Origin of the sequence: Aliiruegeria sabulilitoris (assembly GCF_001558155.1) — a bacterium.
Taxonomy (GTDB): domain Bacteria; phylum Pseudomonadota; class Alphaproteobacteria; order Rhodobacterales; family Rhodobacteraceae; genus Tropicimonas; species Tropicimonas sabulilitoris.
Window position 1 is genome coordinate 1 of record NZ_LOAS01000007.1, and the last position, 19,416, is coordinate 19,416.

A 19,416-nucleotide genomic window follows, 5' to 3' on the forward strand; every position below is an offset into this window, starting at 1 on the left:
GACATACCAGCCATAGCCCCAGCCATAGTCGAGCGACCAGCCATATCCGACATACCAGCCGTAGTCCCAGCCATACCCGGTGGTCCAGCCATAGTCGGTGTACCAGCCGTAGTCCCAGCCGATGTTCCAGCCGTAGCTCCAGCCATATTGCCAGCCGAAGTTCCAGTACCAGCCGTAGTCCCAGCCGTAGTACCAGCCGTAATCCCAGCCATAGAACCAGCCCCAATCCCAGGTCCAGCCCCAGCCATAGTTCCAGCCATACATCCAGCCGTAGTCGTAATCCCAGCCATAGCCATAGTACCAGCCGTACTGCCAACCATAGTCATAGGTCCAGCCGTAGCTGTAGTTCCAGCCATAGAGCCAGCCGTAGTCGTATGACCAGCCATAGCCGTAATACCAGCCATATTGCCAGCCATAGTCATATATCCAGCCGGACTGATAGTGCCAGCCGTACTGCCAGCCCCAGTCATAGGTCCACCCGTAGGTGTAGTTCCAGCCATAAAGCCAGCTGTAGTCGTAGACCCAGCCATAGGTCCACCCGTACTGCCAGCCATAGTCGTAGACCCAGCCATAGTCATAATACCAGCCATAATCCCAATGGCCGCCGTAATCCCAATGCCAACCGTATGCCACTTCTTGTTCCTCCCGCAGAGTTCGCACGCCCATGCACAGCGATCATATCAGGTATTCGCAATTTTAACCATGTTTCGGCTTGTCGCGGATACCGGGTTTATTGCGAAAATACCCATGTTTTCATGTCTGATTTGGCCTTTGGGGGTGGTCCGGGCGCCGCGCGGCAGAAATGTTGGATATCTCCGCATCCGTAGGGCGATTCCCTCAGTGAAGACATCGCTCTGAAAGCGACCCTTCCGGACCCGGATTCGGGCCTATTCGGCGGCCATCGCCAGTTGGCGCGGGCCGGCAGCGAACCTGCGAGCGGCGCCGTGGCCCAGATAGGTCAGCACACCGCCCGAGATCGTCATCTCGATGGCCCGTGTCTCTTCGTTGACGGCGATCATATCTGCACGGCGGCCGAAATCGAGGTTGCCACGGTCATACAGGCGGAGGATCTCGGCCGGCCCGGCGGAAATCATCGCCCAGGCGCGGGGCAGGTCGCAGATGCCGCGATCCACCAGCGTCCAGGCCGCCCGGGCGAGGGCCGGGTAATAGTAATCGGAAGCCAACGCGTCGCAGAGCCTTTGCGAGACCAGGTCCGTTGCGCGCATTTCGCCCGACTGGCTGCCGCCGTGCAGGACATTGGGCGCGCCCAGGATCACCGGGTCGTTCGTCGCCTTGGCGGCAGCGGCGGCGGGGCGCGTGGTGGGGAATTCGGCGATGGAGGCGCCGATCATCGAAAAGGTCTCGCGCGTCTCGCCATCGGGGTCGCCATGGCTGCCGTAGCACAGGCCCAACATGTCGAACGCTTCGGCCAGCCGGCACAGGTGGCGCGGCACCTGGTGACGGCGCGATAGCATCTCTTCGACCACCACCATGTGCTGCTCCGGGGTGCGCCCCTCGCGCCGGGCCCGGTGGGCGAATTCTTCGGGCCTGCTCCGGGCCTGCTCCAGCGCTTCGTCGAGGTGGTTGTTGAAGACCACGTAATCCACGCCATGGCGCCGGATCGCGGCGAGCATCCGCTCCGCGCTGTCGATCATGTGGGTTTCGCAGCGCAATTGCACATGCAGGTCCGTGCCCATGTGCGGGCGATAGGCGCTCAGGGCCTCCAGGATACGTTCGGCGGAATCGGGCCCGCGGAAGCCGCCCTCCCACGACCATGAGACGGCCAGCCAGGCGGTGGTCACCCCGTTGACGCCGGCGTCGCGATCGACCGAACCCAGGCCGATGGATGGATCGAAACACGCGTTCGGGCGGGGGGCGATATGGCGCTCTAGGGCGTCGCCATGCAGGTCGATGATCCCCGGCAGCAGCAGGTAGCCGCGCATGTCCACCGCGGGCAGGGGGCCTTTGGTGATCCGGCCGTCTGCAACCGCCAGGGAGCGGCGCTGAAGCTCGCCGTCACGGAGGATTTGTGCGCCGGTGAAGCGCACAGGGGGAAGAGCCGCCTGCATGGATATACTCGGGGTAACTGCCGCTGTCTGTCCGGTGGGGATACAAAAACTCTGTATCGCGCATATGACATCGACTGCGGTTTTCCGGATTTATTCTCGATTGACGGTATGTGGTGCGCGACGGACCGGCCGCTCACGCGCCGTCGTCGTGCAGCGTCCGTGTCAGGCGGTCGCCGGCAAACCGGGCGTGGCCATAGTCTACCGGCGTGCCGGCCGGGGCGACATTGACCGAGCGACCGATTGCGACCCGGTGCGGGACTGGGGGAGTACGATCCTGGGGCGGCAGCGCGGAGCGCGGAATTCGTACTTGCCCAGGCCGACAATCAAAGGTGGGAGAGGTTCGCGGCTCAGTCGCGCGTGTCGATCAGCCAGCCGCCGGGGCCGGCGATCTCGTCCGGCAGGACGATCACGAGGGTTTCGTGGATCAGGCAGCAGGCGAGAAAAGACAGGATCACCTCGCCGACCGTGATCTGGGAAAACCATTCCATGGAAACCTCCTTGACCGCTTGCGCCCGAAGAACTCGCATCGAATTGGGGCAGACTCATGACGAGTGAAGGTCAAAAAGATTACCATTTTCCTTATCAGCACGAGCAGACGCAGCGGATGATCCGCCAGGCGCTGCTCGACGGTCTGGCCATTCCAGCGCGAAGGCTGCGTCTTTCCTGGAGAAAATCGCAAAATCGGTGCGTATCAGGAGCCGGGCGCGTTTACAGCAAGTTCCGAGGGAATTGAGTCCTGACGCCGCTGTGGTCTGTTCGAAAGATCGACAAGCGGTACGGCGCGCGGATCGGCTGCACCGTGGTGTTCTTTGATCTCCATACCGGCGAGGTTCTGTTCGACACACGCGCCGAGGGATTGCGCGACACGGTGAGCCTGCCGGAGCGGAAGCGGCAGGTGCTGGCGTTTCGGTCGATGGTGATGAAGCAAGGGCGCGTTGGAGAGGCGGGTTTGACAGATCAGGTGCTTGACGATCCGCAGCATGGTTATACGCACATACGGGTATCTTCCGTTCTGCAGGTCTGACCCATGTTGCATGCCTTCCGCCTTTCGCAAAACGACATCCTTGCCCTCGACTCCCCGCCGGAGGGGCTCGATGAGGCCATCTGGATCGATCTTTTCGTTCCGAGCCCGGCAGAGGTCGAGACGGTGGAGGCGTTGGGCATGGCGGTGCCGGCGCAGGAGGACATGGAGGAGCTGCAGCTCTCCAGCCGGCTCTATCGGATCGGGGCAACCAAATACATGACGGTGGTCCTGCCGGGGCTGTCGAGCGATGGGCGTCGCCTCTCGCGGCCGCTCTGCCTGGTGCTGGCGCCCGAGCGGCTGCTGACGGTGCGCTACCATGCGCCGGAGGCGTTGGCGGTCTTCCCCGAACGCGCCGCGCGCAGCGGTGCTGGCTGCGGCTCGCCGCTCCGGCTCTGTCTGGGGCTGATCGAGGAGATGGTCGACGAGCTGTCCGATACGATGGAGGAGATCGGCCGCTCGCTAGATGCCACCTCGGTGGAGGTTTTCGATGGAGGGCGGCTGAACCGCAGCGTGACATTGCAGCGCGCTCTGGAGGTGACGGGGCGTTTCGGGGTGCGCATCGCCGCGGTGCGCCAGTCGCTCCTGACCCTCGCACGGGCACTGAACTATCTCGAACAATTTCCCACCGAGGCAGAGGATGCCAAGGAAATAAAACGACTGGTGGCCGGTCAGGCGCGCGATGTCGCCGCGCTGGAGGTGCACGCCGATCACCTTGCGTCGCGGGCCTCGGTGGTGACCGACGCGACCCTCGGCATGATCAGCCTGGAGCAGAACAAGTCGGTCTCGATGCTCTCGGCGCTGGTCGCCCTCTTCGCCCCGGCCATGCTGATCTCCTCGATCTACGGGATGAATTTCACATGGATGCCGGAGCTTGACAGCAAATGGGGCTTTGCCCTCGCGCTAGGGGGCATGGGGGTCTCGGGTATCGCGACGTTTCTCTTCTTCAAGAAACGCGGCTGGATGTGAGGCCGGACGCGGGAAGCCGGGAATGATCGAACTTAAGAACGTGGCCGTAGGCTTCACGCTTCGCAACCGAGGCGCGGCAGTGGTCCCGGTGGCGCGCTTGAAACCTCGGGGTGAGCTTGAATATCGTTTGTTAGTAATTTGATATAAATAAATTTTTTGTTTTTGGGTTGTGTGCCTCTGAGCACGCGTTGGCCGAGTGGCTAGCAGCGAGTGACGGCAGCCGCAACAGCGCGACGCGCGCCTTTCCGTGCGGGGGTCAGCCGGAGAGCGTGTAGCGATGCAGGTGATGGAAACGCCCGTCCTGCCCTTCGCCGAAGAGGCAGATTTCGCGGATGCGGAAGGGGCGCGGCAGCAGCGGCTCTACGACGGGACGCAGGCGCTCGGCCACGGCGTCGGTCAGTGTCTCGGGCAGATTGCCCGAGAGCGTCAGGTGAAAGAGGAATTCTTCCATGACATAGGGGTAGCCCCATTGCTGCAGCAGCACTTCCTGCCGCGCAGAGAGGCCGGGTTTGCGGCGACGGGCGAGCTCGTCTTCCTCGGGGGCGGCGCGGAAGCCGTCCAGCGCCTCGACCAGGCGGGCGGCCAGAAGCGCGAGCTGGGTTGTGTCGCCTTCGGGCACAAGGGCAAGGAAGCCGCCGATGCGGGCGAGTTTCAGCCCGTCGAGCAGAACCGGCGGCAGAGTCGTCGCGAGCGCCTCGGTAGCGTTGTGCAGTTCAGCGACGTCGAAGCCGGGCTTGAGCGTAAAGGGTGGCTTGAGCGTGCCGTGAAAGCCGTATTTGCGCGGCGTCTCGGTGATTTCGGCAACCGGCAGCGGCAGGCCGGGCAGGGCGGGATGCGCCACGCGTTTCCCGTTGCGGGGATCCCATCCAAGCCAGGCGGCGCCAAAATCGGCCAGCGGCCCGGCCGGCGGCGCGTAAAAGAGTGCGTAACGCGTGAATCCATCCATGACATGCCTCCTCATGCGCGCCTAGCATAGAGCGGCCCGCACGGCGAGAGCAGACAGACCGGAGACGGCAGATGAACGAGACTATCCTGGCCAATGCAGAGCTGGTTCTGCCCGACGAGGTGGTGACCGGCAGCCTGCGGATCGCCGGCGGGCGGATTGTCGAGATCGGGCAGGGCGCGGCAGTGCCGGCAGGTGCGCTGGACTGCGAGGGCGACATGGTGATGCCCGGTCTGATCGAGTTGCACACCGATAACCTTGAGCGCCACATCCAGCCCCGGCCAAAGGTCGACTGGCCGCATGCAGCCGCGATGATCGCGCATGATGGCGAATTGGCCAGTGTCGGTATCACCACCGTCTTCGACGCGATGCGGGTTGGCTCGGTGCTGGGCGCGCGCACGGATTACCGGGCCTATGCGCGCCAGTTGGCGACCGAGATGCTGCAGCTGCGCGCCTCGGGGGCGCTCAGGATCAGCCATTTCCTGCATTTGCGGGCCGAGGTCTGTTCACAGACGCTGGTGCAGGAAATGGCAGAGTTCGGGCCGCAGGACCGGGTTGGGATCGTCAGCCTGATGGACCACACCCCGGGCCAGCGGCAGTTCCGGGACCTGTCCAAGCTGAAGGCCTATGTTCAGGGCAAGCACGGGCTTTCGGACGACGGGTTCGAAGAGCATGTCGTGCATATGAAGGGTCTGCGAGAGAAATACGGCGCGCTGCATGAACGCGTCGCCGTGGAGGAAGCGCGCCGCTACGTCGCGGTGCTGGCCAGCCATGACGACACGCTCGCGGATCATGTCGAGACCTCGGCCGCGCAAGGCGTGCGGCTGGCGGAGTTTCCGACCACGCGGGCGGCGGCGGCTGCCTGCCACGAGCGGGGAATCGCGGTGATGATGGGGGCACCGAACCTCATCAGGGGCGGCAGCCATTCCGGCAACGTCGCCGCGCAGGACCTCGCGGAGGCCGATCTGCTCGATATCCTGAGTTCCGATTACGTCCCTTCGGCGCTGCTGACGGCGGCGTTGATACTGGGGGATCTGTGGGGCGATGTCGCGCGCGCTGTGCGCACCGTCACCCGTGCGCCGGCGGACGTGGTCGACCTGCACGATCGTGGGCGGATCGAGATCGGCGCACGGGCGGACGTAATCCGGGTTCACCGTGTGGCTGGGGCCGGCGCCGTTCGCGGCAATTGGGTTGCAGGCCGCCGGGTCGGTTGATCCCAGCGGCCCGTGGCAGAAGACATGACGGGATTAGAGACCGAACTGAACCTCCGTGCGGCTGCTGGGGGAGAGCGCCTGCATGCAGTCCGGCGCGTCGCCCTGGGCGGCGGAGCATTCGGCGATGTCATTGACCAGCAGGCGTGAAATCTCGCTGCAGTCCTGTCCGGCGAGGTCGAATTGCACGACCTTGGTCTTGCCGTCGCGCAGCGCGCCGAATTCAAGGATCAGCAGGCGGCCGACCGCGCCTTCGCCATCGAACACGGCAACTTCGAATGAGGCCGCTTGCAGGTCTGTACCGGTGGCGTTGCGGGCAACGTAGGTCAGCCTGCAGCCGGTCTCGACCGGTTTCAGACTGTTGAGTTCGAGCTCGAACTGCGGTTGCTGGGCGCTGGCCGGCGCTGTGGCAATTCCCGTGGCCATCGCCAGCCCAAGCGCAATTGCAGGTATCGATTTCATCGGACACGCCCCTTCCTTCGGCAAGTCGTTACGACAAATGGCTAACATGCGCATCGCCGGGCGCAAAGCCTCCCTTTTGCAAGCCCTGCGGCACGCCGCGGTGCGGCATTTTCGCCCGAGCGGCCAAAGCCCGCCGCTCACGCCGTTTTCGTTGCGTCGCGCAGGCTTTCCTTCAATTCCCCGACATGCAAAGTCCATATTGGGGAGAAATGTCGAATGGGCGGATAACCGGATGCCGCCCTGTACCTGTTTCGGCACCCGCAATTCGGTAGGGATGGGATGATGACCACATTGAGCAATACGCCGTGGGACAAGTTGGAAATCGGCATGGAAGCCGAGGTTCGACGGGTCTGCCGCGCGGATGATTTCTTCGTTTTTGCCAATATCACCGGCAATATGAACCCCAAGCATTTTCCCCGCATGAAGGAGCTGGAGGGAACCGACGCGTTGCACGAGCCGGTTGCGCCGGCAATGTGGGTTTCGACACTGATTTCCTCGGCGCTCGGCAACAAGTTGCCCGGCCCGGGGACGCTCTACAAATCGCACAAGGTCGAATTCTTCGAGCGGGCCCATGACGGGGACGAACTGATCGTCAAGGTGGTGCTGACCGAGAAGCTCGACAACAACGTCGCGAAATTCGCCTGCCGGGTGGACACGACAAGCGGCAAGAAGCTGCTCGAGGGGTTCGTCGAGGTCTTCGCGCCGCTGGAGCAGATGGATTACAATGTCGACGATATTCCCGGCATGATCGTCCAGCGCCATGTGCATTTCGACAAGCTGCTCAGGGAGGCGGAGCCGCTGCCGCCGATGAAGACATCCGTGGTGGCGCCCGAGTCCGAGGATTCGTTGCTTGGCGCGCTTCTGGGGGCCGATCACACGATCATCGACCCGATCCTGATCGGGGACGAGGTCAAGATCCGGGCAGCCGCCAAGGCCATTGGCCGCGATATTTCCAGCTTCGAGCTGATCCACGAGCCCAACCACAAGCTGGCCGCCGCGATCGGCGTACGCCTTGTCCACGAGGGCAGGGCACAGGCGGTGATGAAGGGCCAGCTGCATACCGACGAGCTGCTCGGCCAGGTGGTCAAGCGCGATGGCGGTCTGCGGACGGGGCGTCGTCTCTCGCATGTCTTCGTGATGGACGTGCCGGGGTTGACCCATCTGCTGCTGATCTCGGATGCGGCGATCAATATCGCGCCGGACCTGGAGACCAAGGTCGACATCACCCAGAACGCGATCGACCTGGCGCATACGCTGGGAATGGAAGTACCCAAGGTGGGCATCCTGTCGGCGGTGGAGACGGTGACCCCCAAGATCCCCTCGACGCTCGATGCCGCCGCCATTTCCAAGATGGCCGAGCGCGGCCAGATCCGCGGCGCGCTGGTCGATGGCCCGCTGGCCATGGACAACGCCATCGATATCGAGGCGGCCCGCACCAAGGGGATCCATTCCATGGTGGCCGGTCAGGCCGAAATCTTGATCGCGCCGAATCTGGAAAGCGCCAACATGCTCGCCAAGGAGTTGACTTTCATCGCCCATGCCGAGGCCGGCGGAGTCGTGATCGGCGCGAAATGCCCGATCATCCTGACCAGCCGGGCCGATGACGAGAAGGCGCGCCTCGTCTCCTGCGCCTGCGCTGCGCTCTATGCCTACAAGAAGCCGCCGGCGTAGGGCCGAAAGGCCGATGGACCGATGAAATGGAAGGGGCGCCTTGCGGGCGCCTCTTTCGTTTTCGGCATCCCGATTGCCGGGAACCCTCCCGCCCGTCGTTGCCCCATCGGTGATGGGACGTCTCTCGTTGGGCCACGCCGCGCACCTGCGGCGCGCGGACGCGTCGATTGACCTCGGCGCTGCGCAGGCAGATAAGGCCTGCGAATTCCGGTTGCCGCCGTCGCGGGCGACCTCATTGGAAAGGATATCCCATGAAGACGAGAATGCTCGGATCAAAAGGTTTCGAAGTAAGCGAAATCGGACTTGGCTGCTGGCAGATCGGTGCCGACTGGGGACAGGGCGTGAACCGCGAGATCGCGCTGGAGATCCTGACCACGGCTGCCGGACAAGGCGTGCGCTTCTTCGACACCGCCGATGTCTATGGATCGGGCCGCAGCGAGGACCTGATCGGTCAGTTCTTCAAGCATTATGAGGGCCCGGAGATCCGGGTGGCGACCAAGTTCGGACGGGGCGCGGATGTCTACCCCGATGGCTACTGCGAGGACGCGCTGCGCCGGGGCGTCGACGCCTCGCGCGAGCGCCTCGGGGTCGAGGCGCTGGACCTGGTTCAGCTGCACTGCATCCCGACGGAAGTGATGCGGCAGGGTGAGATCTTCGACTGGTTGCGCAAGTTGCAGCAGGAGGGGGCGATCCGTCATTTCGGCGCATCTGTCGAGACCGTTGAGGAAGGGCTTCTTTGCCTGGAGCAGGAGGGGTTGCTGTCCTTGCAGGTGATCTTCAACCTCTTCCGGCAGAAACTGGTCAGCGAACTGCTGCCGCAAGCGGAGGCCAAGGGGGTGGGGATCATCGTGCGCCTGCCGCTGGCGAGTGGTCTGCTGAGTGGTCGCTACACGCTGGAGACGGAGTTCGCCGAAGGCGATCACCGCAACTTCAACCGCGACGGCGCGGCCTTCAACGTGGGCGAGACCTTTGCCGGGCTGCCCTATGAAAAGGGGGTCGAGCTGGCCGACCGGCTCAAGGAAATGCTGCCCGAAGGCATGACGCTGGCCAAGATGGCGCAGCGCTGGATTCTCGATCACCCAGCCGTCTCCACGATCATCCCGGGCGCAAGTGCTCCGGATCAGATCCTGCGCAATGCGGGCGCGTCTGACGTGGCACCGTTGCCGAAAGCGCTGCATGACGAGCTGACGGCTTTCTACGAAGCGGAAGTGAAAGATCACATTCGCGGCGCTTATTGAGGGCGGAATCTGCTTGCTTCGCTCGACTGAATGGTCTTGACCCATGAGCGGGCTCAGGGTTCCGTCTGGAGCCGTTGTCTGATCGCGACGGGGGGCTTTGCCCCCCTCGTAGTCTTGCGAGCGTTCCCCCAAGGATATTTCTGGTCAGAAGAAGCATGGTTGGCAGCAACGACTTCTCCTGGTGAAAATACTCATGCCGATGGCACGATCCGGAGGATCGTTTTCGTGCGCGAAGCGCGCGCCGCCTAATAGCTGCAATGCCCGAGGTTGGAAGGTAGTCCTGATCGAGATGATCGCGTGCTTTTGCAACCAGCACGGGACCAGGATTGAGACTAGAGAGTCGCAAATCCCTGGATGAGTTGGCGCAGGCCGAGCCATGCGCCGATTGCGATAGCGCCGAGTGTCAGCGGGGCCGAAAAGGCCAGCAGGGAGAAGGCCGAGAGGCCCTGGCCGACGGAGCAGCCGATTGCGATTGCGCCACCGAAGCCCATCAGGGTCGCGCCGCCGATTTGTCGACGCAATTCGCGCGGGTCTTCGCAGGCTTCCCAGCGGAAATGGCCACGACGGAGGGAGCCGATGCAGGCACCGCAGAGCACGCCGGCCACGGAGCCGACGCCGAAATTGAGCTTCATGCCCGAGGCCAGCATCACGTAGAGCACCGTGTCGCCGAGAGGGGCGGAGAACGTGTGGCTTTCAACCGGGACGGCGCCGAGACTTCTGTCAGCGACGAAGGCGGTCGCCGCCCAGCCGGCGGTGATCGACAGGCCGACCACGACGGCCCAGAACACGGCCCCGCCCTCGCTGCGCATGCGCGCGGGGGCGAGAGACGCGACGAGGATCATTGCGCCGAAGCCCATGCCGATGGGGATTGGGGAGAGGCCGGTTGTCTCCGCGAGCAGATGGGCGAATCCGGCCGGCGCGCCGCTGGCCCACAGACCATCAGGAAAGATCTGTACCCGCAGTGCGGCAAAGGGGCCGGAGATGACGGAATAGGCGGCGATGGCCATCACGAGCACGATGACGAAGGCCCGCAGGTCGCCTCCGCCGACACGTGCCAGCACCCCGTAGCCGCAATTGCCCGCCAGCGCCATGCCGTAGCCAAAGATCAACCCGCCCGCGATATGCGCGACCGGGTTCCAGCCATTGTTGAGATAGAAACTGTCCTGAAGATCCAGCAAGCCGGCGCTGGCCAACCCGAAACTGCCCAGTACGGCCGTGCCGATCGCGATGCCCCACATGCGCAAGCGGATGTCGGAATCGCCATAAAGCGCGTCCTCTATGGCGCCAAGCGTGCAGAAACGGCCCAGCCGAGCCGCGAGCCCCAAGCCAAGGCCGCCGATGAAACCGAGAATGGCCACCAGCGCGGTATCTCCCAGGGTCTCGCCCATTCACAGCCCTCCCCAGCTAGCTGGCCGGGGTCGGGCGCACCCTCTAAAACCGGCCTAGCAGGCGTCGCTGTCCTTGCAGAACAACTCGTAAACGACCTCAAGTATCTTGCGCGGCCGATCATCGGTCAAGCTGTAGTAGATCGTCTTGCCATCACGACGGGGCTGCACGAGCCCTTCGAGGCGCAGCCGGGAAAGTTGCTGGGACACCGCCGCCTGGCGGGCCGAGAGCAGCTGTTCAAGCTCCGTCACCGATTTCTCGCCCGATACCAGATGGCACAGGATCATCAGCCGGCCTTCATGGCTGATGGCCTTTAGAAAGTTCGACGCCTTCGTCGCATTGGTGACGATCCGGTCGATCTCCTCGTCACTGGTAAGGCTATTGATGACCGGGAGCACCGATTCAAGGTTTTGGGGTGTCAGGTCTTCCATGTCGTTTCCATCCCGTTCGCAATCGTCCGATTACATCCGGAGGGCCGCCAGTTCACTTGCGGTCCCTGATTGTCGGCCCTTCGGGCGCGGTTAGAGGCGTTATTGCCCACAAAAAGGCAAAACACCCCGCGAATCTCCCCCTCTCGTCCGATCTCAACTGCCGTCCGTGGACGGCGCGCTGTAATCGGTCTTTTCCAGAAGCATCCGTTCCAGAAGCCCCCAGAAGAAGTCCTCCCCCGGATATCCCTCAAGCCGGGAGATTTCCACACCCGCCGTGTCGACGAGCACGAAAGTCGGGGTGAAGTTCACCCGTCTTTGCAGCGTGAGCTTTTTCATCTCTTTGCCGCCAAGTTCCACGCGACGCAGGGGCGCATGGGCGCCTTCTGCCGTTTTTGGATAGATCGGCCCGATCTCGGCATTCCAGCGGGCGCAGTAATGGCATCCCGCCTGTTGCACCATGACAAGCTCTAACGCCCATGCCGGCAACGCGGCAAAGGCAAATACGATCCCGGCAACGGCCGGGCGCAGGAGCTTGGCGATCTGTGGCATTCTCGTCCAATTGACTGTCGCGCTAACACCAACATAATCTGAATGTGTGAATGGGACAAGGGAGAGGATTCATGCCCGAGGTAACCTGGGCTGGGGCGCTGTTGGCCGGGCTGTTGTCATTCCTGTCTCCCTGCATCCTGCCCATCGTGCCGTTCTATCTGTCCTACATGGCCGGAACGAGCATGAATCAGATCACCGCCGAAGGCGCGATCCCGCCGGATGTGCGGCGACGCGCGGTGATCTCGGCGATCTTCTTTTCGCTAGGTATCCTGACGATCTTCATGGCGCTCGGAGCGTCGGCCTCCGCCTTCGGGCAGTTGGTCGGGCAATACATGGACATCCTGCGCATTGTCGCCGCGGTCATCATCATCGTCATGGGGATGCATTTCCTCGGCGTGGTCCGAATCGGCTTTCTCTATCGGCAGTTCCGGGCCGAGGCGGGCGATACGTCGAACGTCTCCTGGCTGGGCGCCTATGTGATCGGGCTCGCCTTCGCCTTTGGCTGGACGCCTTGCGTCGGCCCGGTGCTGGCGGCGATCCTGATGACGGTGGCCATGGATGGCGGCGGAGCGGGGCAGGGAGCTGGCATGTTGCTGGTCTACGGGATTGGCATGACGGCACCTTTCGTGCTGGCGGCGTTCTTCATCGGCCCCTTCATGCGCTGGATGAAAGGGTTTCGGAAATATCTGCCCGTTGTCGAAAAGGCGATGGGCGTGTTGCTGATCCTGTTCGGCCTGCTGATCGGAACCAACTCGGTCAACCTGATCGCCGAATGGATGCTGAATTTCATGCCGACGATCGGGTGATCGCGGTCCATTTCAAGGGGAGGATGACATGTTGAAGAGGATTCTGGGCGCTCTTGCGGCGCTGATGCTGGCTGCGCCGATGGCGTTGGCCGAGATTGGCGAGGACGGTCTGCACAAGGCGGACTGGATGCGCGATACGTTCAAGGATCTCTCGGAGGATCTCGACGAGGCCAATGCCGAAGGCAAGCGCCTGATGCTGATCTTCGAACAGCGCGGCTGCATCTATTGCAAGCAGATGCATGAAGAGGTTTTCCCGCGCCCTGAGATCGCCTCCTATATCGAGGAGAATTACTTCGTCGTGCAGATGAACCTTTTCGGCGATGTCGAAGTGACCGATTTCGACGGCGACACGCGGACCGAAAAGCAGATGGCGCGCAAATGGGGCATCATGTTCACGCCGACGATCCTGTTCCTGCCCGAGGAAGTGGGTGATGACGCGACTGCGCCGCAGGCCGCCGTGGCGATGATGCCGGGCGCCTTCAAGGGCGGCACCACGCTCGACATGCTCACATGGGTCCGCGAGAAGCTCTATGACGCGGAGGGCGAGGACGCGGAGTTCCAGCGGTATCACGCTCGCAAGATCGAGGAGCGCGCCGCGCAGAAATAACCTGTCCCTGGCGTAGGAGCGGCGCTTGTCCGCTCCGCGCAGCGATTCCCCCAAGCCCTGTGACAAGCCCCGGAGCTAGCGCTTTCATACGGCGGTGTGCGACCCGATCGGCGAGCCTTTCAATCGGGCTTTCCCGGTGCGTCTCCCCGCAATGGGAGAATACAGTTCGAACAGTCTTTGCGCCGTGAAACGCAGCATAACTTCGTGGTTCAGCAAGATATTTTCCGGGAGGCGCAACTTTCGATCATGTTTTCGGGCTCAGTTTGAAATCATTCTTATTGTAGAAGGTAATTCAGATAGTTGAATTTGTTGTTGCCTCGGGGGATTTCGGTGCGCTACGGTGTCCCGAGCGAACGGAGGATAATCGCAGCCATCGCGAGAGCGTCGCTACGGGAGGTACTATGAAACGCGCTATTTCTGCGGCTATTGCCGCTACTATTCTGGCAGCCCCTGCCATCGCCGAGACCGTCGCCCCTGGCGACGTTGCTTATGACGAAGCGGGAGCGGTTGCCGCGTCCCTGTCGGGGATGCCCGGCAACGCCGAAGAGGGCGCGAACGTGTTCGGCTCCAAGTCCATCGGCAATTGCGTCTCGTGCCACGAGGTGACGGCGCTGGCGGACGTGCCGTTCCCCGGAAATGTGGGCCCGTCGCTGGACGGCGTCGCGGACCGTTGGTCCGAGGGCGAAATCCGCGGCATCGTTGCCAATGCCAAGATGACCTATGACGGCACCATCATGCCGTCCTTCTACAAGGTCGAAGGCTTTACCCGTCCGGGTGACGCCTACACCGGCAAGGGCATCGCGCTGGACAAGATCGAGCCGCTTCTGACGGCGCAGCAGATCGAAGACCTCGTCGCGTTTCTCGTGACGCTGAAAGAGTAATCAACGAAATCGGCTCCAGGAATGGGGCTGGCAACCAAGGAGAAAGAGATGAATTTCTCACGACGCGAGACGCTGGCCCTTGGCCTTGGCGCCGCCGCGATGGGCTTCATGCCCTTCCGCGTGAACGCCGCCGTCGACGATGCAATCGCTGCCTTCACCGGTGGTGCTGAAATGGGCGAGGGTGGCCTCACGCTGACCGCCCCCGAGATCGCAGAGAACGGCAACACGGTTCCGATCGGTGTGGACGCCCCTGGCGCCGCCGCGATCATGGTTCTGGCCTCCGGCAACCCGACCCCGGGCGTCGCCACCTTCAACTTCGGCGAACTGGCAGGCAGCCAGGCCGCTTCGACCCGTATTCGCCTGGCAGGCACGCAGGACGTCGTCGCGATTGCGAAGATGGCCGATGGCAGCTTCGTCAAGACTTCCTCGACCGTGAAGGTCACCATCGGCGGCTGCGGCGGCTGATCCTGGCAAGAGATTAGGAGAACAAAGCAATGGCAGATGGTGTCAAACCCCGCGTCAAGGTGCCGAAAAAGGCCGCCGCTGGCGATACGATCACGATCAAGACCCTGATTTCGCACAACATGGAATCGGGTCAGCGCAAGGGCAAGGACGGTGAGCTGATCCCGCGCTCGATCATCAATCGATTCACTTGCGAGTTCAACGGCAAGTCCGTCATCGACATGACGATGGAGCCGGCGATCTCGACCAACCCGTATGTGGAATTCGACGCGCTCGTGCCGGAGGAAGGTGAGTTCAAGTTCACCTGGTACGACGATGACGGGTCCGTCTACGAGGACAGCAAGGCAATCGCGATCGGCTAAGCCCTTTGGGCAACTGCAGGAAACCCGCCCCGGCAAGCAAAGACCGGGGCGGGATGACCCACTGGGAGGACATGACCATGAAATTCAAGGCAATGACGGCGCTCAGCCTGACCCTTGCCGTGGCCGCGGCAGGTAGCGCGAACGCCGACCCGGTCGAAGACGAGCTGATCATCAACGATGAGACAGAGATCGTCACCAAGACGGCGGCACCCGCGCATATGGAAAATATCGACGAGGTGATGTCTGGCTGGCTGTTCCGGGAAAATGACACCCGCGACATGCAGCGCGACGACTTCGACAACCCGGGGATGCTCGCTGTCGAGTCGGCCATGGAAGCCTGGGAAACCGCCGAAGGTTCCGAGGGCAAGTCCTGCGCCGATTGCCATGAGAGCGCCGAGGACAGCATGAAGGGCGTTCGCGCGGTCTATCCGAAGTGGAACGACAACGCGGAAGCCGTCTGGACACTGGAAACGGCGATCAATGGCTGCCGCACCGAGCGCATGGGCGCGGATGCCTGGAAATACGATGGCGATGACATCACCAACATGGTGGCGCTCATCTCGTCCGTTTCCCGCGGAATGCCGATGAATGTGGCCACTGATGGTCCGGCTGCGGCCACCTGGGAGCAGGGCAAAGAGCTCTACTACACCCGCACGGGTCAGTTGGAGTTGTCCTGTGCCAATTGTCACGAAGACAATTACGGCAACATGATCCGGGCCGACCACCTGAGCCAGGGCCAGACCAACGGCTTCCCGGCCTATCGCTTGAAGAACGCCAAGCTGAACTCGGTTCATGCCCGCTTCAAGGGTTGCGTGCGCGACACCCGCGCCGAGACCTATGCGCCGGGCAGCCCGGAATTCGTGGCGCTTGAACTTTACGTCGCCTCGCGCGGCAACGGCCTGTCCGTCGAAGGACCGTCCGTCCGGAACTAACCAAGTCGATCGGAATGGCCCGCAGCGGGGGAGCTCGCTGCGGGTTTTTTCCGGTTAATTATATTCAAAAACGCGCATGTTTGTCGCATTGACACGGCAGGCCGCGCTCTATCGAGGACAAGAATCGCATGATTTCGCGCCGTGACTTCCTCCAGGTCTCCATGGCCGCATCGGCCATCGTCGGCGGCTCCGGATTTGGCAACTGGGCCCGGCTGGCCGCGCAGCAGGCGCTGACGCAGGACCAGCTGCTGGAATTCGACACTTTCGGCAATGTGACGCTGATTCATGTCACCGATATTCACGCGCAGCTCAAGCCGATCTATTTCCGCGAGCCTGAGATCAACCTTGGCGTGGGCGATGCCCGCGGCCAGATCCCGCATGTCACCGGCGCCGATTTCCGCAAGATGTACGGCATCGAGGATGGCTCGCCCTCCGCTTACGCCCTGACCTACAATGACTTTGCCGCCCTCGGGAAGGAATACGGCAAGGTTGGCGGGCTGGATCGCGTGGCCACCGTGGTCAACTCCATCCGCGCCGCGCGCCCCGACGCGCTGCTGCTCGATGGCGGCGACACCTGGCACGGCTCCTACACCTGTTATCACACGCAAGGCCAGGACATGGTCAACGTGATGAACAAGCTCGCGCCCGACGCGATGACCTTCCACTGGGAGTTCACGCTCGGCTCCGACCGCGTGCACGAGATCCTCGAGGATCTGCCCTTTGCCGCGCTCGGCCAGAACATCTTCGACAAGGAATGGGAAGAGCCCTCGGAAAACTTCGAGAGCTACAAGGTGTTCGAGCGGGGCGGCACCAAGGTCGCTGTCATCGGCCAGGCCTTCCCCTATATGCCCATCGCCAACCCCGGCTGGATGTTCCCGGAATACTCCTTCGGTATCCGCGACGAACGTATGCAGGAGATGGTGGACGAGGCGCGCGGCGAGGGTGCCGAGCTGATCGTCGTGCTGTCGCATAACGGTTTCGACGTGGACAAGAAGATGGCCTCCCGCGTGCAAGGCATCGACGTCATCCTCAGCGGCCACACCCATGACGCCGTGCCGGAACCGGTTCTGGTGGGCGAGACGATCATCATCGCCTCGGGTTCCAACGGCAAGTTCGTCTCCCGCATCGACCTCGACGTGCGCGACGGTAAGATGATGGGCTTCAAGCACAAGCTGATCCCGATCTTCGCCGACGTGATCGAGCCGGACAAGGAAATGACCGCGCTCATCGACGAGCAGCGCGCGCCCTATCTCGACCAGCTTTCCGAAGTGATCGGCCAGCTCGACATGGACTCGGTCCTTTTCCGCCGCGGGAACTTCAACGGCTCCTGGGATGACCTGATCTGTGACGCGCTGCTTTCCGAGCGCGAGGCCGACATTGCCATGTCGCCGGGCGTCCGCTGGGGACCGTCGCTGATGCCGGGCCAGGAGATTACCCGCGAGGATATCTGGAACGTCACCTCCATGACATATCCCAACGCCTATCGCACGGAAATGACGGGTGAATTCATCCATGTCATCCTCGAGGACGTGGCCGACAACCTGTTCAACACCGATCCCTATTACCAGCAGGGCGGCGACATGGTGCGTATCGGCGGCATGGGCTACGAGATCGACATCACCAAGCCGCAGGGCTCGCGCATCTCCAACATGACGCTGCTCAAGACCGGAGAGGCGATCGACCCGGCCAAGACCTACATGGTTGCCGGCTGGGCGAGCGTGAACGAGGGCACCGAAGGCCCCGAGATCTGGAACGTTGTCGAGAGCCATATCGGCAAGCTCGGCACCGTGAGTTCAAAACCCAACACCTCCGTGAAGGTGGTTGGCGCCTGATAATCCGACATGTGCCGCCCCGCGAGGGGCGGCGTTTCCACAACAAGGAGGGACATCCCCGATGACCACCAAGCAAAAGGGCAATGGCGCCTCGCGTCGCCAGTTCCTGACCGGGGCCGCGGCTGCCGGGGCCGGTGCCGTGGCTGCCGCCGCCGCCAAGGCCAGCGGACCCGACCCGCTTATCACCGAAATGCAGGACTGGGCTTCGAGCACCGGCGCGGGCGTGGATGCCACCCCCTACGGCCTGCCGATCCAGTTCGAGAGCGACGTTGTGCGCCGCAACGTGGAATGGCTGACCGCCGACACGATCTCCTCGATCAACTTCACGCCGATCCATGCGCTTGACGGCACGATCACGCCGCAGGGCTGCGCTTTCGAGCGCCACCATTCCGGCGCCATCGAGCTGCGCAAGGAAGACTACCGGCTGATGATCAACGGCCTTGTCGATCAGGAGCTGGTTTTCACCTACGAGGACCTGGAGCGTTTCCCGCGCGAAAACCGCATCTGTTTCTGCGAATGCGCGGCCAATACCGGCATGGAATGGGCTGGCGCCCAGCTCAATGGCGCCCAGTTCACCCACGGCATGATCCACAACATGGAATATTCCGGCGTGAGCTTGCGCACGCTTCTGAACGAGGCCGGTGTGAAGCCCGAGGGCAAGTGGGTCTATGTCGAGGGCGCGGATGCCTCCTCCAACGGACGTTCGATCCCGCTCGAAAAGGCGCTCGATGACTGCCTCGTGGCCTTCAAGGCCAATGGCGAAGCGCTGCGCATGGAGCATGGCTACCCGGCCCGCCTTGTCGTTCCCGGTTGGGAAGGCAACATGTGGGTCAAGTGGCTGCGCCGCATCGAGGTAACGGAAGTTGCCGTGGAGAGCCGCGAAGAGACCTCCAAATATACCGATACGCTGGAAAATGGCGTTTCGCGCAAATGGACCTGGGAGATGGATGCGAAATCCGTCGTCACCTCGCCCAGCCCGCAAGCGCCGATCAAGCACGGCCCGGGCCCGCTGGTCATTACCGGCCTGGCCTGGTCGGGCCGTGGCGCGATCACCGGCGTGGATGTGACCATCGATGGTGGCAAGACATGGACCAAGGCGCGTCTGGCAGCGCCCGGCCAGTCCAAGGCGCTGACCCGCTTCTATCTCGATATCGAGTGGAACGGCGAGGAGATGTTCCTGCAGAGCCGCGCCCGCGACGAGACCGGCTATGTCCAGCCGACCAAGAACCAGCTGCGCGACGTGCGTGGCCTGAACTCGATCTATCACAACAACGGCATCCAGACCTGGTGGGTCAAGGCGAACGGGGAGGCCGAAAATGTCGAAATTTCCTAATCAACTTGCGCTGGTGAGCGTGGTCGGCGTTTCGGTCATTGCGCTCTCGGTCGGTCTCTCCGAACGCGCTGCGAACAAGGCCGCAATGGCCGCGCACGAGGCTGGGATGGCTGCCGTACAACATGCCGCCGCCACCCATGACGCGCCTGTCGAACAGGTGGCCGAGGATGTGGAACCGGCAGCGGAAGCCGCTCCCGTCGAGGTGGCTGAAGCCGAGGCCGCACCGGCCGCAGAAGAGGTTGCCGAAGCCG

General features: G+C 62.8%; 19 protein-coding genes and 2 pseudogenes. 13 read left to right on the forward strand and 8 right to left on the reverse strand.

Annotated features, from left to right (window positions below; genetic code table 11):
• The 3 genes and pseudogenes from AX756_RS25535 to AX756_RS25540 all read right to left on the reverse strand — a co-directional run.
• A pseudogene (locus tag AX756_RS25535) lies at positions 1 to 633 on the reverse strand (hypothetical protein); the annotation flags it as partial.
• A gap of 254 nt (positions 634 to 887) precedes the next feature.
• Complete coding sequence (locus AX756_RS06220) at positions 888 to 2,069, reverse strand: alpha-D-ribose 1-methylphosphonate 5-triphosphate diphosphatase (RefSeq protein ID WP_068309606.1); 1,182 nt, start codon at positions 2,067 to 2,069, stop codon at positions 888 to 890.
• Positions 2,070 to 2,416: 347 nt separating this feature from the next.
• On the reverse strand, positions 2,417 to 2,557 hold the full coding sequence (locus AX756_RS25540; RefSeq protein ID WP_156461405.1) for a hypothetical protein: 141 nt from the start codon (positions 2,555 to 2,557) through the stop codon (positions 2,417 to 2,419).
• Positions 2,558 to 2,961: 404 nt separating this feature from the next.
• Between AX756_RS25540 and phnK the strand changes: the two are divergent.
• A pseudogene (phnK, locus tag AX756_RS26855) lies at positions 2,962 to 3,093 on the forward strand (phosphonate C-P lyase system protein PhnK); the annotation flags it as partial.
• A gap of 3 nt (positions 3,094 to 3,096) precedes the next feature.
• Entirely contained in the window at positions 3,097 to 4,059 is a 963-nt protein-coding gene (locus AX756_RS06230; RefSeq protein ID WP_068309608.1) for a CorA family divalent cation transporter, read from the forward strand.
• Positions 4,060 to 4,315: 256 nt separating this feature from the next.
• Here the strand turns inward: AX756_RS06230 and AX756_RS06235 are convergent, their stop codons facing one another.
• Complete coding sequence (locus AX756_RS06235; RefSeq protein ID WP_068309609.1) at positions 4,316 to 5,005, reverse strand: DUF1045 domain-containing protein; 690 nt, start codon at positions 5,003 to 5,005, stop codon at positions 4,316 to 4,318.
• Between the two features lie 71 nt (positions 5,006 to 5,076).
• Here AX756_RS06235 and AX756_RS06240 point away from each other — a divergent pair, with 71 nt between their 5' ends.
• Positions 5,077 to 6,216: an alpha-D-ribose 1-methylphosphonate 5-triphosphate diphosphatase gene (locus AX756_RS06240; RefSeq protein ID WP_068309610.1), complete on the forward strand. Its 1,140-nt coding sequence runs from the start codon at positions 5,077 to 5,079 to the stop codon at positions 6,214 to 6,216.
• Positions 6,217 to 6,249: 33 nt separating this feature from the next.
• Here the strand turns inward: AX756_RS06240 and AX756_RS06245 are convergent, their stop codons facing one another.
• On the reverse strand, positions 6,250 to 6,675 hold the full coding sequence (locus AX756_RS06245) for a hypothetical protein (RefSeq protein WP_231700992.1): 426 nt from the start codon (positions 6,673 to 6,675) through the stop codon (positions 6,250 to 6,252).
• Between the two features lie 282 nt (positions 6,676 to 6,957).
• On the opposite strand from AX756_RS06245, the gene AX756_RS06250 reads away from it, so the two are divergent.
• Positions 6,958 to 8,346, forward strand: a complete 1,389-nt coding sequence (locus tag AX756_RS06250; RefSeq protein WP_231700993.1) for a bifunctional enoyl-CoA hydratase/phosphate acetyltransferase — start codon at positions 6,958 to 6,960, stop codon at positions 8,344 to 8,346.
• A 251-nt stretch (positions 8,347 to 8,597) separates the two neighbouring features.
• On the forward strand, positions 8,598 to 9,584 hold the full coding sequence (locus AX756_RS06255) for an aldo/keto reductase (protein ID WP_068309612.1): 987 nt from the start codon (positions 8,598 to 8,600) through the stop codon (positions 9,582 to 9,584).
• A 332-nt stretch (positions 9,585 to 9,916) separates the two neighbouring features.
• Here the strand turns inward: AX756_RS06255 and AX756_RS06260 are convergent, their stop codons facing one another.
• The 3 genes from AX756_RS06260 to AX756_RS06270 form a co-directional block, all read right to left on the reverse strand.
• Complete coding sequence (locus tag AX756_RS06260) at positions 9,917 to 10,972, reverse strand: YeeE/YedE family protein (protein WP_068309613.1); 1,056 nt, start codon at positions 10,970 to 10,972, stop codon at positions 9,917 to 9,919.
• A gap of 54 nt (positions 10,973 to 11,026) precedes the next feature.
• Positions 11,027 to 11,401: an ArsR/SmtB family transcription factor gene (locus AX756_RS06265; RefSeq protein ID WP_068309614.1), complete on the reverse strand. Its 375-nt coding sequence runs from the start codon at positions 11,399 to 11,401 to the stop codon at positions 11,027 to 11,029.
• A 153-nt stretch (positions 11,402 to 11,554) separates the two neighbouring features.
• The gene (locus AX756_RS06270) at positions 11,555 to 11,950 is read right to left on the reverse strand and encodes a thioredoxin fold domain-containing protein (RefSeq protein ID WP_068309615.1); all 396 of its coding nucleotides are present in this window, start codon (positions 11,948 to 11,950) and stop codon (positions 11,555 to 11,557) included.
• A 71-nt stretch (positions 11,951 to 12,021) separates the two neighbouring features.
• On the opposite strand from AX756_RS06270, the gene AX756_RS06275 reads away from it, so the two are divergent.
• From AX756_RS06275 to soxC, 8 genes are all read left to right on the forward strand, one after another.
• Positions 12,022 to 12,756 (forward strand): cytochrome c biogenesis CcdA family protein, encoded by a 735-nt coding sequence (locus tag AX756_RS06275; protein WP_068309616.1) that lies wholly within the window; start codon positions 12,022 to 12,024, stop codon positions 12,754 to 12,756.
• A 28-nt stretch (positions 12,757 to 12,784) separates the two neighbouring features.
• Positions 12,785 to 13,363 (forward strand): thioredoxin family protein, encoded by a 579-nt coding sequence (locus tag AX756_RS06280; RefSeq protein WP_194247539.1) that lies wholly within the window; start codon positions 12,785 to 12,787, stop codon positions 13,361 to 13,363.
• A gap of 401 nt (positions 13,364 to 13,764) precedes the next feature.
• The gene (soxX, locus tag AX756_RS06285) at positions 13,765 to 14,244 is read left to right on the forward strand and encodes a sulfur oxidation c-type cytochrome SoxX (RefSeq protein WP_068309617.1); all 480 of its coding nucleotides are present in this window, start codon (positions 13,765 to 13,767) and stop codon (positions 14,242 to 14,244) included.
• Between the two features lie 48 nt (positions 14,245 to 14,292).
• Positions 14,293 to 14,709: a thiosulfate oxidation carrier protein SoxY gene (gene soxY, locus AX756_RS06290; protein WP_068309837.1), complete on the forward strand. Its 417-nt coding sequence runs from the start codon at positions 14,293 to 14,295 to the stop codon at positions 14,707 to 14,709.
• Between the two features lie 29 nt (positions 14,710 to 14,738).
• Positions 14,739 to 15,068, forward strand: coding sequence for a thiosulfate oxidation carrier complex protein SoxZ (gene soxZ, locus AX756_RS06295; RefSeq protein ID WP_068309618.1), 330 nt, complete (start codon positions 14,739 to 14,741; stop codon positions 15,066 to 15,068).
• 77 nt (positions 15,069 to 15,145) lie between these two features.
• Positions 15,146 to 16,000 carry a sulfur oxidation c-type cytochrome SoxA gene (gene soxA, locus AX756_RS06300; RefSeq protein WP_068309838.1) on the forward strand — a complete coding sequence of 285 codons (855 nt, stop codon included), beginning with the start codon at positions 15,146 to 15,148 and terminating at the stop codon, positions 15,998 to 16,000.
• 128 nt (positions 16,001 to 16,128) lie between these two features.
• Entirely contained in the window at positions 16,129 to 17,832 is a 1,704-nt protein-coding gene (gene soxB, locus AX756_RS06305) for a thiosulfohydrolase SoxB (RefSeq protein WP_068309619.1), read from the forward strand.
• A gap of 61 nt (positions 17,833 to 17,893) precedes the next feature.
• Positions 17,894 to 19,165 (forward strand): sulfite dehydrogenase, encoded by a 1,272-nt coding sequence (gene soxC / locus AX756_RS06310; protein WP_068309620.1) that lies wholly within the window; start codon positions 17,894 to 17,896, stop codon positions 19,163 to 19,165.
• The last annotated feature ends 251 nt before the right edge of the window (positions 19,166 to 19,416 follow it).

Bases quoted from the DNA above. Each gene is read 5' to 3' on its own strand.
- soxC (WP_068309620.1), top strand. From the start codon at position 17,894: ATGACCACCAAGCAAAAGGGCAATGGCGCCTCGCGTCGCCAGTTCCTG.
- AX756_RS06255 (WP_068309612.1), top strand. From the start codon at position 8,598: ATGAAGACGAGAATGCTCGGATCAAAAGGTTTCGAAGTAAGCGAAATC.
- AX756_RS06270 (WP_068309615.1), bottom strand. From the start codon at position 11,950: ATGCCACAGATCGCCAAGCTCCTGCGCCCGGCCGTTGCCGGGATCGTA.
- AX756_RS06275 (WP_068309616.1), top strand. From the start codon at position 12,022: ATGCCCGAGGTAACCTGGGCTGGGGCGCTGTTGGCCGGGCTGTTGTCA.
- AX756_RS06280 (WP_194247539.1), top strand. From the start codon at position 12,785: ATGTTGAAGAGGATTCTGGGCGCTCTTGCGGCGCTGATGCTGGCTGCG.
- AX756_RS06245 (WP_231700992.1), bottom strand. From the start codon at position 6,675: ATGAAATCGATACCTGCAATTGCGCTTGGGCTGGCGATGGCCACGGGA.
- soxA (WP_068309838.1), top strand. From the start codon at position 15,146: ATGAAATTCAAGGCAATGACGGCGCTCAGCCTGACCCTTGCCGTGGCC.
- AX756_RS25540 (WP_156461405.1), bottom strand. From the start codon at position 2,557: ATGGAATGGTTTTCCCAGATCACGGTCGGCGAGGTGATCCTGTCTTTT.
- AX756_RS06265 (WP_068309614.1), bottom strand. From the start codon at position 11,401: ATGGAAGACCTGACACCCCAAAACCTTGAATCGGTGCTCCCGGTCATC.
- AX756_RS06260 (WP_068309613.1), bottom strand. From the start codon at position 10,972: ATGGGCGAGACCCTGGGAGATACCGCGCTGGTGGCCATTCTCGGTTTC.
- soxY (WP_068309837.1), top strand. From the start codon at position 14,293: ATGAATTTCTCACGACGCGAGACGCTGGCCCTTGGCCTTGGCGCCGCC.
- AX756_RS06250 (WP_231700993.1), top strand. From the start codon at position 6,958: ATGACCACATTGAGCAATACGCCGTGGGACAAGTTGGAAATCGGCATG.
- AX756_RS06240 (WP_068309610.1), top strand. From the start codon at position 5,077: ATGAACGAGACTATCCTGGCCAATGCAGAGCTGGTTCTGCCCGACGAG.
- AX756_RS06235 (WP_068309609.1), bottom strand. From the start codon at position 5,005: ATGGATGGATTCACGCGTTACGCACTCTTTTACGCGCCGCCGGCCGGG.
- AX756_RS06220 (WP_068309606.1), bottom strand. From the start codon at position 2,069: ATGCAGGCGGCTCTTCCCCCTGTGCGCTTCACCGGCGCACAAATCCTC.
- soxB (WP_068309619.1), top strand. From the start codon at position 16,129: ATGATTTCGCGCCGTGACTTCCTCCAGGTCTCCATGGCCGCATCGGCC.
- soxX (WP_068309617.1), top strand. From the start codon at position 13,765: ATGAAACGCGCTATTTCTGCGGCTATTGCCGCTACTATTCTGGCAGCC.
- soxZ (WP_068309618.1), top strand. From the start codon at position 14,739: ATGGCAGATGGTGTCAAACCCCGCGTCAAGGTGCCGAAAAAGGCCGCC.
- AX756_RS06230 (WP_068309608.1), top strand. From the start codon at position 3,097: ATGTTGCATGCCTTCCGCCTTTCGCAAAACGACATCCTTGCCCTCGAC.